The sequence below is a fragment of the uncultured Blautia sp. genome, from assembly GCF_902497045.1.
Taxonomy (GTDB): Bacteria; Bacillota; Clostridia; order Lachnospirales; family Lachnospiraceae; genus Blautia_A.
This window is the reverse complement of sequence record NZ_CABVDF010000094.1, coordinates 1-9,920: the sequence shown is the minus strand read 5'-3', so window position 1 is coordinate 9,920 and position 9,920 is coordinate 1. Positions and strand designations below refer to the sequence as shown.

Genomic DNA, 9,920 nt, shown 5'->3' with positions numbered 1-9,920 from the left:
CAAAACTATTGACAAATACGCAAGTGCGAGTTATAATATATACATAATCAAACAAAACACAAGAACCAAGCAGGTGGGTGTTATTTTTTTACCCAAATGGTTCGCAAGTGCGAGAATGATTAAATAATCTGAAAGGAGAACACCAGTTGGCAAAAAGAAAGAAACCGGAAGACAAAGAAAAAGAACTGCTCGAACGGAAACTTTTAAAAATCCAGTTTTACGAGAGCCTCACAAGCATCGTGGTTGCCATAGTAACAATGCTTTTAGCAGTTGTTACGGCAGTTCTGAATTGGATTAAGTAACCGAACAAACAGTTCCTTGGTAGCAGGGGAGCGGTAACTCCCCTTGGCTATCAAGTCTACCATATAGGAGGACAGAAAGCAATGAAAAAGCTGAGAAGATTTTTGACAGTGTTGTTGTTTATCAACTTTTCATGGGGGATGGCAACCGGGATGGAGCCATTAAACTTCTGGTTGGTAATGGCAAATGGTACAGCAGTAATAGGTTTGGCAGTGGACGAGATAGAAGAAAAAAGATGGAAACATTGATAGAGAAGGAGAAAGAGCATGGAAAGACCAGAATTCTTAAATACTGTTACAATCGGTGGCACAAGAAGAAAATACAGAGAAAATCAGAAATCACTTGACAATATGATGCTCCTGGTTTCCTCAGGAACCATCCAGGAGGTATTTAATGGAGATAATGAATGGGTTTTTAATCAGGTAATGACAGAAACTATTCTCCAGCAGGAATACATCAGAGAGCGAGAAAGAGCTAACTGGGGATGGAACAGAGGCGTTGTTGATTTCAGCAAGCAGGGAAGTTGCATTTTATAGAGAGGATGAAAAGATGGCTTTACAGAGAAATTATTACCGGAATCGTTGGAATGAAAAGAAGGTATGGGAAGTTGTAAAACTGGTTGGCGGCTATTATCTCCGGCAGTATATCAGCGGTCAACAGGTAGGAAGAGGGATGAAGACATCGAAGAAATTTATCAAGAGCATCGGTGTTTTTGAATTTGAAGAAGTAGGAGAAATTGCAGGATGAAATGGGATGTTAAACACGACAGAGCAAAGAAGGTAATTGATCGGTTCCTGGATAACGCAGGATACTGGCAGGAGTCAGAAGACCTGGTTGCAGGCCTGACGGATGAAGAAAAGGAACTGGTAAATGCGGAAGTTGAGCTGATGATAGTATCCATCAGAAAGCGTTACAAATTACAGGAGCGTTTGCCAGAGCAGGCAGCTGAAGCAGAAAAGACAGCAGAGAAAGCAGTAGAGAAACCAGTAGAAGAACCGGTTAAAAAGCCAAGAGCAAGAAAGCCGAAGACAGAGAATGTGACAGAAGAGAAGCCGGCGGCAAAGAGAACAAGAACCAAAAAAACAGAAAAGGAGAAAGCTAAAGGCCATGGGGAAAATGATTAATTGGAGCATGAAGGACACTAATGGTTGCGTACAGAGAGGGCAGATACCCCTCTCTCAGCTTCCGAAAATTCTTCTGAGTTTTGAAAATAGCGCAGCGGAAACGCTGAGAAGAACCGGAGCAGACCATGTGCTTTATGCAGTTAAGATTTACAACACAGAGGATGAGTTGACGGCAGTGCAATTTTACATGAATCAAATGTCAGACGAGGAATTTTCAAAGGTTGCCGGAAAGGGACGAGGAACTATGGTATATGCGCTGCATAGCAGAAATGTAAAGGTGGTAGGATGAAAAAGAAAATTGAAGAGTTGTTTCGGCTGGTAATGAAAGCCCAGGAGAAGACAAGCGCATATGTGGCATTCGAGACATCGAACTATGGAACGGAATGTCTGGTAATGATTATGGATGATGGTTTCGAGGCGGATCATGGGTATGATGGTTGGTACGAAATGGATATGTTTTATCCGGATGAAAGATCAGAGAAAGAATATCAGAAAGCGAAAGAGCATCTGATCAGATTGCTCAGAAGCAAGAGAAAGGCAACAGCATGAATACGGTAGCAAAGCTGACACAGAAGCAGATTGAAAAACTTGCAGTGGAGATCCGGACGTTTCTCCTGGAACACGATATGTGGGTGGACACTCAGATTTATTTCAATGGAAAATGCTTCGACACACACGACAAGGAGACAGGCGAATTCTATTACAATGATCCGGAACATCTGGTTGTGAGAGAAAACGAGGACCCAAGAAGATATTTTGAGAATGTGGCAGAAGACCATATCCTCAGTATGGCTTTTGAAGGCAGTGTTTGTCATATGCTCTGGTACGGTACAAACCCAGGAATCAAGAAAAAGTTCGACAGAATCTTTGAGAAGAGAGGACTTTACTACGAGTTTGGGGACCATTGGAATTTTACTTGTTATTACATAGGAGAGTGAGAAGATGGCATATTCAGATATTCAGCAGACAGAGTTTAATAGAGCAACGGAAAATCTGATTGAGATTACATGGACATATGTTAATCTGCAGAAAGAATTTCCAAAGCTGAGCGAAACAGACAGCATGGGTTGGAAACAAATGTTTGTGGTTTGGGCCAATGAGTTTGAAGAAAACTACGGGCGAACCGATTGGGATGAGTCGGAGAAAACATACCAGGAAGCCATTGAAGAATTTGCAAAGGAGAAGATTTTTCAATGGGTAGGAATCAGGAAGTATATCTGTATAGGCCGACACATCGAAGGAATAACGCTGAACCCTTATGAGTGGCTGATGGAAAAAAGCCGGAAGGTAAAGCTGTTTGAAAACGAGGTAGAAGCAAAGGCATATTTGAGAACTAATGGCTATAGCGATGAAGACTTGGAATTTTTAAAATTTGAGGAGGTTTGGCGCTGATATGGTAGAGAGAATTGAGGACACCTGCATTAGAATCCGTTCAGAAATGAATGAATGGATGGATTGCATTTTCATTGTGAGCGAAGAAGATGCTGTGAGAGCAGAGAAAGTTCTGCAGGAAGCATGGGATAGTTACTGGGAAGACGGCGACGGTTGGTGCTATGGAAACTATCTGGAAGATAAGTTGATTAATGCTGGCATTGTATTTAATGCGTACTATTCGGACACTGAGGAGTGAAAACATGGCAGAATACAAAGAAATATCAAGTGGATTGAAAATGCTTCTTAGCAAAGCAGAGGAAATGGGCTGGAACTGGGATGTATATATTGAACCGGATAATAGAAGGACATATGTTGAAATCGGGCAGGCATCTCCGGCAGGAGAAGACTTTTCGATGATAATTGATTTCAAAGAAAAGGATCAGGCAAAGAGTTTCAAGGAAAATCTGCAGATGTATTATGAGGACTTCGATGTAGATGAACACATAGAGATGTGGATCGAAGCAAGGCACAATGGCATAAGCGGCGTTCCATCGACCAGAGAGCTGGTAAAAGATGCAGAAGCTATTGAGAATATGATACTGGAGTTATGTGAGGCGTTAAGCCAGATGCGACTTCCATTGCTGATCGGAAGTTATTCACCGGAAAATGGAAGCAAGCCAGAGATAATCGACCGAGATTATTACCGGCAAGGATGGATATTCAAGGACGAAGATGCTTTTCAGAACAGGCCAGACGATGTTTGCTATATTCCGGAATTGTCGGACGAAAAGTATACGAGGAACGACATACTGAAAATACTTGCCGGAGACGAAGAACAGGCGAAGACAATGTTCGAGGAACTGGATTGGCAGCATCCAGAAAGTCTGTTGGAAGACTGGAAAGCAAATGGCGAAATTGCTTGGTGCCCGCATTGTGCAGGATATGTTCAGACCTATGGCGAGGAGATTGAAAAGTGCCCGGTATGTGGCACAGAATTGGAGGATTGAGATGGAAGAAAAGAAAATTGTTGAGACGTTGTTTGTGAGAAAATCCGTCAACGTGTCGGAACAGGATATAGACGATATTCTTTGTACTGCATTTGAAGGAGGGATCACTTATTGGTGCGACAGCGTAAGAGTCGTTGGTAATTACCTTGGAAAACACGCAAGCGATCAAATCAGCAGAGGCGGAAAACTGAAATTTCATGTGGAAGAACCGTTCGACAATGAAGAAACAGAATGGTACGAAATGGATCAGGAAAAGTTTCTGCACGGGTTACAGGAGTGGCTGAACTGTTCAAGAAACAGCAGCTCTTGTTTATACGAGAACAAGATTGACTGCAGTCAGATTGACGCACTGATGGCGGACGAAATCATCCAGTACACTTTGTTTGATGAAATTATCTATGGCTAAAGAAAGGAGAAAAAATGAGCAAAGGAATTGTTACACAGCATGAAACGATCTGTTTCATTTGTGGCCGGCAGGCAGAAGCAGAACATCACTTGATTTTTGGAACAGCAGGAAGAGAACTGTCAGAGAAAGACGGATTGAAAGTTCCGGTATGTAACAACTGTCATAATATGGGCCAGAAGCTGTGCCGGATTCACGAAAATCCTATGGCAGAGAGAATGTCAAAGATGATCGGGCAGCTGGCTTGGGAAAGAGAGTGGCTGTTAAAAAATACGGTAGCTATCAACAGCAAGGGACAGATGGAGAAGGTAGAAGGAAATGTAGTCAGATCACAATTCATGAAAAGATATGGCAGATCATATTTTTAGGAGGCGAGAACATGGGAGCTATACTGATGCTGTTGTTTTTATTATACGTTGGAGCAAGAAAGTGAGGTAGAGAGATGGTAAAAGAGTATTGTGATAGATGCAAAACGGAGATTGATCCACACAAGAGAATCTCAAAGAAAGTAGTGACGATCACTATTCCGAGTTCGCAGAGCTGGGACGGATACACAAGATCAGTTACATTATGTCCGGAATGCTTCAGTAAAATGGGAATCCAGGAAACAGTAAAAAGTATTGGTTACAGTGACAAGGATGAGAAAGAGCCAGCAGCTGTAGACAAACTTATGGATATTATCAGAGAGTTGGTAAATGATTGCATGGAGGAAAGAGGAGAATGAACGATCAGGAAATTTTGGAAGCATTGAAGAAATCAGTAGCAATGCCGCCGGTCCTCTGCATGAACGAAAGAAGTGTCATATTTGTTGATTACGCAGACGGGCATGGAGAGGCAAAGACGCAGGTAAATAACTGGTTTCGTTGTCCTTGTTGTAGCAGCACTGTGGGAGAGAGAAGAATTGTACATGAAAGGATAATCGATCAGAGAAAGAAACCATACTGTGAGAAATGCGGGCAGAAAATAAAATGGACCGCAGGCAAGGAAGAATCAAAGAAACTTATCACTGTAAATCCACCGGACACAGAGTATACAGTGCTGGCAAAACGAATTGATAGCGGAAGATATGTACACATCGGAGGAGTGTTTGGAAACGAACTGCTCTGTAGAAAACGCTTTGAAGAAAAGGTGAGAAACCGGGAGATCTTCCATGGTATTGATTTAAGCACTGCGGTATTGGCAAAGAGAGAGACAGTGACGTTGACAGAAGAATGGGAGGCTATGGGAAATGTTGATCTGGAAATGTAAGAAGTGCGGGTGGATTGGAAGAGATTCCGACCTGGGCCTGCATTATGGAAATGATGAGGAATATTGCCCTCGGTGCAAGGAGATAGACAGCATGGCAACAGTTGATTTTTCCGGTTGTTTCAACAGTCAGGAACTGGAAAAGCTGTGGCAGATCTTTGGAGAAATCCCCATTGATAATGCAGATGCTATTCTGGAAGAGTTCCTGGGATTTCCGGAAGGAACAGACAGAATAGAAATCTGGCATTGGTTTGATGAAAATTATCCGGAAGGCGTAGCTGTATTGATGAACGGAGGAAGGCATGGTAATTGAAAGAACTATAGCAAGTAAGGTCGGAGAATATGGCAGCGTTGCCATCTGCGATGAAAGAACAGTAAGAATTGAGCTGACAGATGACGAGATCGAAGAAGCATACCGGATCAGAGAAGGGGAATATCTTGAAGAGGACATAAGAAATGCCATCGAGGAGTTTTGCGAATATTGGGGGATTCCTAAAGGCATTGCCGGAGGATTAAATGACAATTTAGATATCATCCATAAGATCACAAACCTGTACGAAAAGAACCAGGACGTAAACGTGGCATCTGCAGATACGATGAAAGAAGCAGTTAAACAGGTTTTGAAAGAGGAAGGTGTTTGGAAATGAGCAGGGTAGTTTATCCGGCAAGGGAAATCGTAACGGAGATCAGAGGTGAAGATGCGGCAGAGATCATCAATAAAATGATGGAGAAGGAAGGAATGACGCAGATTCAGCTGGCTCAGAAAATGGGAATCACCAGGCAGAGAGTAAGCAGATTGATTTCTGGGAACATGAGATATGAGAATTTCGTGAGGATTGTCAAGGCCGCAGGTTATGATGTGAAAATTGTAAAACGCAAGTGCGAGAAAAAATTGACAAAATAGAGCAAAACTATTGACAAATACGCAAGTGCGAGTTATAATATATACATAATCAAACAACAAATAAAACATCTTGGAGGTAAAGATTATGTATAACATGAACGATTACAGAGCAGCATTAGCAGCAAGAGACGAGAAAGAGCTTTTTTCAGAAGAATGGAATGCTGGACAGGCAAAAGTTCAGGCCATCGTAGCTGTTATGATTGCAACTGGTAGCGAGGAAATGGTAATGGAAATCAGAGATGAGCTTTATAGTCTGAACGATAGCGGAGTAAGCTTTTCCGACCATGCAGTACAGTTTGATATATGGTTGCTTGAAAGCAATGGATATGCGAAAATAGCAGAGGAAATCAATGACCTGGAGTGGTAAGTGTTATTTTTTTACCTGCAATACTCGCAAGTGCGAGAAATTCAAAGCGGAGAGATTCGCAGACGCAGAAAGGAGTATTAATGAGCTATCAGAGAAAGACAAAGGATCGGTGGGACATAATGACAAACTGGGGATATGGCTGGGAATGTGAGAACAGCGAATATACCAGAGCTGATGCAAAGAGAAGCCTCAAAGAGTACAGAGAGAATCTTGCGGGAAGAGCAGACGTGAGGATGGAAAAACACAGAGAACCGATCACAGCATAATTTTAGGAGGGCATTTGAATGAAAAGATTGTATTGCACAATCAATGAAGAACAGGCCAGGATCGCACACGATATGATGTCCATGAGCGATTATAAGGCAGGAAGTAAGACAGAAGAATATAGAGGGTACGTTGACAGAGTGTATGACCTGGCCGAGAAAGTTGCAGAAGCAAGACCAAAAGAAGCGGATAGAGTTGAAGCATTGGCAAAGAGATATTCAAAGAGAATGGCTGAGTATATGAACCGGGAGAGTAATATCGGCTGCAGATGTCCTTCTGTTATGATTTCGGGTGCTGGTAATTTTCCAGTAAAGAAAAAGGAGAAACAGGTACAGGCCTGGGAGAAGAACCATCAGTTTTATACTGAGACGCAGAAAATTCTGGATAAGATCAAGGGGATTTTGAGAGGAAAGGATATCATCAAGTCCTCAGATGAGGACGCTATAGAACGCCTGGAAGAGAAGCTGGATGCTTTAAAAGAAAACCAGGAAAGAATGAGAGCTGTCAATAAAGCCATCCGCTTGAAGAATACCAAAAAGGGAGACGAGGAGCTTAAAATCCTGGGGTATTCCGATGAGCAGATCCAGGAACTGAGAACCCCGGATTTTATGGGAAGAGTTGGATTTCCAGCATACGCCCTGCAGAACAACAACGCAAATATCCATAGAGTAGAGGAAAGATTGAAAAGCTTGAAAGCAGTCAAGGAGAAGGGAACAAAAGAAACGGAATTTGAGCTGTTCAAGGTTGTTGAGAATGTGGAAGCTATGAGGCTGCAGATCATCTTTGATGGAAAGCCGGAGGCTGATGTCAGAGCCGTTTTGAAAAAGCATGGCTTTAAGTGGGCACCATCCCAGGGGGCATGGCAGAGAATGTTGAATCCGGCCGGCAAATACGCATTGAACCGAGTGAAAGAAGAACTGGAGGTGATGCAGAATGACAATTAGAGAAGCCGGAAAAGGCATTGTAAGAAAGTCATACGGCGGGCGAAAAAATACATATCGAATTGGATTTGCAAACAGGGACGGCGAAGAAGATGAGACAGAGCTGGATGCGGAAGACATGAAGGATCTTGCAAAATTATGGAGTTCTCTTTGTCCGGAATTTAATTGCAAAGCAAATAGTGTCATATATGTGGAGGCTGTATAATGCCAGAACTTCTCACAGCAGAAATCGCCAATGAATACAGAATATTGGCAGAAAATCTTCCGGAAAATGGAAGGCAAGATACAGGCGAGAGAAGAAAACTGCGGCAGGAACTTCAAAGGAGATGCGGACTGTCGGAACTGCAGGCAATCAATATTTTGAGTGGTTTTCATGTCAAAGACTACATCGCAATAAAAGAAAGGGAGTATGCAGAGAATGAGCGAAGAAAAGCAGAAAGAGATCAAGACACTTAAAGGATGGGAAGAAAGCGAGAAAAACTGGGATGATTTTTGCAAGCCTGGGGAGCTGGTGGACGAAGATGTCTACTGGTACTTCTTGAATATTTTGCCACCGAGAAATATGGGAGCGGGGTATCTACAGGTGGGAGAGCCACATGATAGCAGACCGAATCCGAGAACAGGAAAGTACATGATGACATATACAACATTTACGAAAGTAGAGGATAAGGTCTGGAGATACTGCGGGAATTGTTTCCCGGGCGAATATGTTGATACGGAATATAAACCAACATACAGCAGCATTAAGGAATTTTTGAGAGATACATACGGAATCAAAGACGGTATGCAGCGGAGAAGACCTAGAGTTAGATGCCGAGATGGATTTGAAATGTCAGTGCAAGCCGGAACTATGTTGTATAGCATACCGAGACTCAATCTTTCGGACGGAGAGTATACAGCTTGCGAAATCGGATTTCCGAACAGAGAGGAAGAACTGATTGAGCAGTATGCAGAAAATCTAGAAGATTTAACAGAGACAGTTTATGCGTATGTGCCGATAGAAGTAATTGGTGAAGTTATTAAGAAACATGGAGGTTTTGCTAGAGAGGAGCGTGAAAAATGATTGTTGGTTATTGCATCCTTAATGGAAAAAAGTGGGTCATGTTCGAGGACAAACAGTGTGCAGCTGGAGAAGTAAAGTTGACCGATGGATTCAAGGATAAGACAATCCGTTGGAACAGCGATAAGCTGATCGGAATGGAAAGCATCAGCAAGGAAGAGATTGATCTGAGAAAAGTCGTGAAGCGCATGAGAGGAGCTAGGCCTTGGCATCCTCTTCTGCAGGCTTTGAGAAAGGAGCTGGAAGGATGAACGAAATTAAGATCACGCCGGAAGAAATCGGAAAGGCTGCAGAGCTTATCAGGAAAGTAGCAGAAGGCACAACACAACCAACAGATCCGCTTACCAGTTGGGAAATCGCAAAAATTTTCCAGAGTACACACACGAGAATTTTCAACCGGATTTCTCGGTTTTACAATGCGGAAGCGTCCGAAGACGAAAAGAAGGAGTTCGAGATTGCATATAGACCGTATAGAAAACAGAGAAAACATCCGATTTGGAAATTGAGTGAAAAAGGCTGCAAGCTTTACATTGAAAAGATATGCGCTGAGGAAAAACGTAGTAAGGCTTTCATGGAAGGACTTGGGAAATTCAATGATTTAATCACACAGCATTTCCATGGAGTAAAAACGCAGGAAAATATCCTGATGAAGGGAAGATCCAGAACAGAGTGCAGTTACATAAAGAATCTATTCGATCAGTTTATAGAAGGCCCAGCAATCGAGAATAGAGAAATAGAAGAACTGGGGGCAAAATACGAAGAATTTTATAAGGCAATGGGCGGGCTGAATGATGATGTAGCAGCTAAAAGAAAAGTCGAGGACTCAGTAATGGGAGTTGCAATCGAGGCAGAAATGCAGGGATTTATCTATGGGTTTAAAGTATTTGAGGTACTTTTAAATAGAGAATTGCATGTAGCGTAATAGGAGGAA

Annotated in this window: 26 protein-coding genes; all 26 read left to right on the top strand. The window is 42.5% G+C overall.

The window, feature by feature from the left end; genetic code table 11:
- Positions 1-146: 146 nt before the first annotated feature.
- The 26 genes from RDS42_RS08380 to RDS42_RS08255 all read left to right on the top strand — a co-directional run bounded on the left by RDS42_RS08380 (position 147) and on the right by RDS42_RS08255 (position 9,911).
- Positions 147-302 carry a hypothetical protein gene (locus RDS42_RS08380; protein ID WP_308783255.1) on the top strand — a complete coding sequence of 52 codons (156 nt, stop codon included), beginning with the start codon at positions 147-149 and terminating at the stop codon, positions 300-302.
- Between the two features lie 81 nt (positions 303-383).
- A complete protein-coding gene (locus tag RDS42_RS08375) occupies positions 384-548 on the top strand; it encodes a hypothetical protein (protein WP_308783254.1) in 165 nt (54 codons plus the stop codon).
- Positions 549-566: 18 nt separating this feature from the next.
- Positions 567-836 (top strand): hypothetical protein, encoded by a 270-nt coding sequence (locus RDS42_RS08370; protein ID WP_308783253.1) that lies wholly within the window; start codon positions 567-569, stop codon positions 834-836.
- Positions 837-849: 13 nt separating this feature from the next.
- Positions 850-1,047, top strand: coding sequence for a hypothetical protein (locus RDS42_RS08365; RefSeq protein WP_308783252.1), 198 nt, complete (start codon positions 850-852; stop codon positions 1,045-1,047).
- Complete coding sequence (locus tag RDS42_RS08360) at positions 1,044-1,424, top strand: hypothetical protein (RefSeq protein WP_308783251.1); 381 nt, start codon at positions 1,044-1,046, stop codon at positions 1,422-1,424. Before RDS42_RS08365 ends, RDS42_RS08360 begins: the two co-directional genes overlap by 4 nt.
- Positions 1,408-1,713, top strand: a complete 306-nt coding sequence (locus RDS42_RS08355) for a hypothetical protein (protein WP_308783250.1) — start codon at positions 1,408-1,410, stop codon at positions 1,711-1,713. The genes RDS42_RS08360 and RDS42_RS08355 overlap by 17 nt, the downstream gene beginning before the upstream one ends.
- On the top strand, positions 1,710-1,973 hold the full coding sequence (locus RDS42_RS08350; protein WP_308783249.1) for a hypothetical protein: 264 nt from the start codon (positions 1,710-1,712) through the stop codon (positions 1,971-1,973). The genes RDS42_RS08355 and RDS42_RS08350 overlap by 4 nt, the downstream gene beginning before the upstream one ends.
- Positions 1,970-2,362, top strand: coding sequence for a hypothetical protein (locus RDS42_RS08345; RefSeq protein WP_308783248.1), 393 nt, complete (start codon positions 1,970-1,972; stop codon positions 2,360-2,362). The genes RDS42_RS08350 and RDS42_RS08345 overlap by 4 nt, the downstream gene beginning before the upstream one ends.
- A 4-nt stretch (positions 2,363-2,366) precedes the next feature.
- A complete protein-coding gene (locus tag RDS42_RS08340; RefSeq protein WP_308783247.1) occupies positions 2,367-2,816 on the top strand; it encodes a hypothetical protein in 450 nt (149 codons plus the stop codon).
- Position 2,817: 1 nt separating this feature from the next.
- Complete coding sequence (locus RDS42_RS08335) at positions 2,818-3,054, top strand: hypothetical protein (RefSeq protein WP_308783246.1); 237 nt, start codon at positions 2,818-2,820, stop codon at positions 3,052-3,054.
- A 4-nt stretch (positions 3,055-3,058) separates the two neighbouring features.
- A complete protein-coding gene (locus RDS42_RS08330; RefSeq protein WP_308783245.1) occupies positions 3,059-3,805 on the top strand; it encodes a hypothetical protein in 747 nt (248 codons plus the stop codon).
- A gap of 1 nt (position 3,806) precedes the next feature.
- On the top strand, positions 3,807-4,211 hold the full coding sequence (locus RDS42_RS08325) for a hypothetical protein (RefSeq protein WP_308783244.1): 405 nt from the start codon (positions 3,807-3,809) through the stop codon (positions 4,209-4,211).
- A 14-nt stretch (positions 4,212-4,225) separates the two neighbouring features.
- Positions 4,226-4,576 carry a hypothetical protein gene (locus RDS42_RS08320; RefSeq protein WP_308783243.1) on the top strand — a complete coding sequence of 117 codons (351 nt, stop codon included), beginning with the start codon at positions 4,226-4,228 and terminating at the stop codon, positions 4,574-4,576.
- 74 nt (positions 4,577-4,650) lie between these two features.
- Positions 4,651-4,932, top strand: a complete 282-nt coding sequence (locus RDS42_RS08315; RefSeq protein ID WP_308783242.1) for a hypothetical protein — start codon at positions 4,651-4,653, stop codon at positions 4,930-4,932.
- The gene (locus RDS42_RS08310; RefSeq protein WP_308783241.1) at positions 4,929-5,456 is read left to right on the top strand and encodes a hypothetical protein; all 528 of its coding nucleotides are present in this window, start codon (positions 4,929-4,931) and stop codon (positions 5,454-5,456) included. Before RDS42_RS08315 ends, RDS42_RS08310 begins: the two co-directional genes overlap by 4 nt.
- A gap of 91 nt (positions 5,457-5,547) precedes the next feature.
- Entirely contained in the window at positions 5,548-5,766 is a 219-nt protein-coding gene (locus tag RDS42_RS08305; RefSeq protein ID WP_308783240.1) for a hypothetical protein, read from the top strand.
- Positions 5,756-6,100, top strand: coding sequence for a hypothetical protein (locus tag RDS42_RS08300; RefSeq protein ID WP_308783239.1), 345 nt, complete (start codon positions 5,756-5,758; stop codon positions 6,098-6,100). Before RDS42_RS08305 ends, RDS42_RS08300 begins: the two co-directional genes overlap by 11 nt.
- Complete coding sequence (locus tag RDS42_RS08295) at positions 6,097-6,357, top strand: helix-turn-helix transcriptional regulator (protein ID WP_308783238.1); 261 nt, start codon at positions 6,097-6,099, stop codon at positions 6,355-6,357. The genes RDS42_RS08300 and RDS42_RS08295 overlap by 4 nt, the downstream gene beginning before the upstream one ends.
- 85 nt (positions 6,358-6,442) lie before the next feature.
- The gene (locus tag RDS42_RS08290) at positions 6,443-6,724 is read left to right on the top strand and encodes a hypothetical protein (protein ID WP_308783237.1); all 282 of its coding nucleotides are present in this window, start codon (positions 6,443-6,445) and stop codon (positions 6,722-6,724) included.
- 80 nt (positions 6,725-6,804) lie between these two features.
- Complete coding sequence (locus tag RDS42_RS08285) at positions 6,805-6,990, top strand: hypothetical protein (protein WP_178643663.1); 186 nt, start codon at positions 6,805-6,807, stop codon at positions 6,988-6,990.
- An 18-nt stretch (positions 6,991-7,008) separates the two neighbouring features.
- Positions 7,009-7,932, top strand: a complete 924-nt coding sequence (locus tag RDS42_RS08280; protein ID WP_308783236.1) for a hypothetical protein — start codon at positions 7,009-7,011, stop codon at positions 7,930-7,932.
- Entirely contained in the window at positions 7,922-8,134 is a 213-nt protein-coding gene (locus RDS42_RS08275; RefSeq protein WP_308783235.1) for a hypothetical protein, read from the top strand. The genes RDS42_RS08280 and RDS42_RS08275 overlap by 11 nt, the downstream gene beginning before the upstream one ends.
- A complete protein-coding gene (locus RDS42_RS08270) occupies positions 8,134-8,385 on the top strand; it encodes a hypothetical protein (protein ID WP_308783234.1) in 252 nt (83 codons plus the stop codon). The genes RDS42_RS08275 and RDS42_RS08270 overlap by 1 nt, the downstream gene beginning before the upstream one ends.
- Positions 8,348-8,992, top strand: coding sequence for a hypothetical protein (locus RDS42_RS08265; RefSeq protein ID WP_308783233.1), 645 nt, complete (start codon positions 8,348-8,350; stop codon positions 8,990-8,992). Before RDS42_RS08270 ends, RDS42_RS08265 begins: the two co-directional genes overlap by 38 nt.
- Entirely contained in the window at positions 8,989-9,240 is a 252-nt protein-coding gene (locus RDS42_RS08260) for a hypothetical protein (protein WP_308783232.1), read from the top strand. The genes RDS42_RS08265 and RDS42_RS08260 overlap by 4 nt, the downstream gene beginning before the upstream one ends.
- The gene (locus RDS42_RS08255; RefSeq protein ID WP_308783231.1) at positions 9,237-9,911 is read left to right on the top strand and encodes a hypothetical protein; all 675 of its coding nucleotides are present in this window, start codon (positions 9,237-9,239) and stop codon (positions 9,909-9,911) included. Before RDS42_RS08260 ends, RDS42_RS08255 begins: the two co-directional genes overlap by 4 nt.
- Positions 9,912-9,920: the final 9 nt, after the last annotated feature.

Coding starts and splice junctions, on each gene's coding strand:
- RDS42_RS08340 (WP_308783247.1), top strand. CDS start 2,367: ATGGCATATTCAGATATTCAGCAGACAGAGTTTAATAGAGCAACGGAA.
- RDS42_RS08280 (WP_308783236.1), top strand. CDS start 7,009: ATGAAAAGATTGTATTGCACAATCAATGAAGAACAGGCCAGGATCGCA.
- RDS42_RS08375 (WP_308783254.1), top strand. CDS start 384: ATGAAAAAGCTGAGAAGATTTTTGACAGTGTTGTTGTTTATCAACTTT.
- RDS42_RS08300 (WP_308783239.1), top strand. CDS start 5,756: ATGGTAATTGAAAGAACTATAGCAAGTAAGGTCGGAGAATATGGCAGC.
- RDS42_RS08315 (WP_308783242.1), top strand. CDS start 4,651: ATGGTAAAAGAGTATTGTGATAGATGCAAAACGGAGATTGATCCACAC.
- RDS42_RS08370 (WP_308783253.1), top strand. CDS start 567: ATGGAAAGACCAGAATTCTTAAATACTGTTACAATCGGTGGCACAAGA.
- RDS42_RS08325 (WP_308783244.1), top strand. CDS start 3,807: ATGGAAGAAAAGAAAATTGTTGAGACGTTGTTTGTGAGAAAATCCGTC.
- RDS42_RS08330 (WP_308783245.1), top strand. CDS start 3,059: ATGGCAGAATACAAAGAAATATCAAGTGGATTGAAAATGCTTCTTAGC.
- RDS42_RS08345 (WP_308783248.1), top strand. CDS start 1,970: ATGAATACGGTAGCAAAGCTGACACAGAAGCAGATTGAAAAACTTGCA.
- RDS42_RS08290 (WP_308783237.1), top strand. CDS start 6,443: ATGTATAACATGAACGATTACAGAGCAGCATTAGCAGCAAGAGACGAG.
- RDS42_RS08355 (WP_308783250.1), top strand. CDS start 1,408: ATGGGGAAAATGATTAATTGGAGCATGAAGGACACTAATGGTTGCGTA.
- RDS42_RS08270 (WP_308783234.1), top strand. CDS start 8,134: ATGCCAGAACTTCTCACAGCAGAAATCGCCAATGAATACAGAATATTG.
- RDS42_RS08295 (WP_308783238.1), top strand. CDS start 6,097: ATGAGCAGGGTAGTTTATCCGGCAAGGGAAATCGTAACGGAGATCAGA.
- RDS42_RS08305 (WP_308783240.1), top strand. CDS start 5,548: ATGGCAACAGTTGATTTTTCCGGTTGTTTCAACAGTCAGGAACTGGAA.
- RDS42_RS08265 (WP_308783233.1), top strand. CDS start 8,348: ATGAGCGAAGAAAAGCAGAAAGAGATCAAGACACTTAAAGGATGGGAA.
- RDS42_RS08285 (WP_178643663.1), top strand. CDS start 6,805: ATGAGCTATCAGAGAAAGACAAAGGATCGGTGGGACATAATGACAAAC.
- RDS42_RS08365 (WP_308783252.1), top strand. CDS start 850: ATGGCTTTACAGAGAAATTATTACCGGAATCGTTGGAATGAAAAGAAG.
- RDS42_RS08320 (WP_308783243.1), top strand. CDS start 4,226: ATGAGCAAAGGAATTGTTACACAGCATGAAACGATCTGTTTCATTTGT.
- RDS42_RS08260 (WP_308783232.1), top strand. CDS start 8,989: ATGATTGTTGGTTATTGCATCCTTAATGGAAAAAAGTGGGTCATGTTC.
- RDS42_RS08310 (WP_308783241.1), top strand. CDS start 4,929: ATGAACGATCAGGAAATTTTGGAAGCATTGAAGAAATCAGTAGCAATG.
- RDS42_RS08350 (WP_308783249.1), top strand. CDS start 1,710: ATGAAAAAGAAAATTGAAGAGTTGTTTCGGCTGGTAATGAAAGCCCAG.
- RDS42_RS08275 (WP_308783235.1), top strand. CDS start 7,922: ATGACAATTAGAGAAGCCGGAAAAGGCATTGTAAGAAAGTCATACGGC.
- RDS42_RS08255 (WP_308783231.1), top strand. CDS start 9,237: ATGAACGAAATTAAGATCACGCCGGAAGAAATCGGAAAGGCTGCAGAG.
- RDS42_RS08360 (WP_308783251.1), top strand. CDS start 1,044: ATGAAATGGGATGTTAAACACGACAGAGCAAAGAAGGTAATTGATCGG.
- RDS42_RS08335 (WP_308783246.1), top strand. CDS start 2,818: ATGGTAGAGAGAATTGAGGACACCTGCATTAGAATCCGTTCAGAAATG.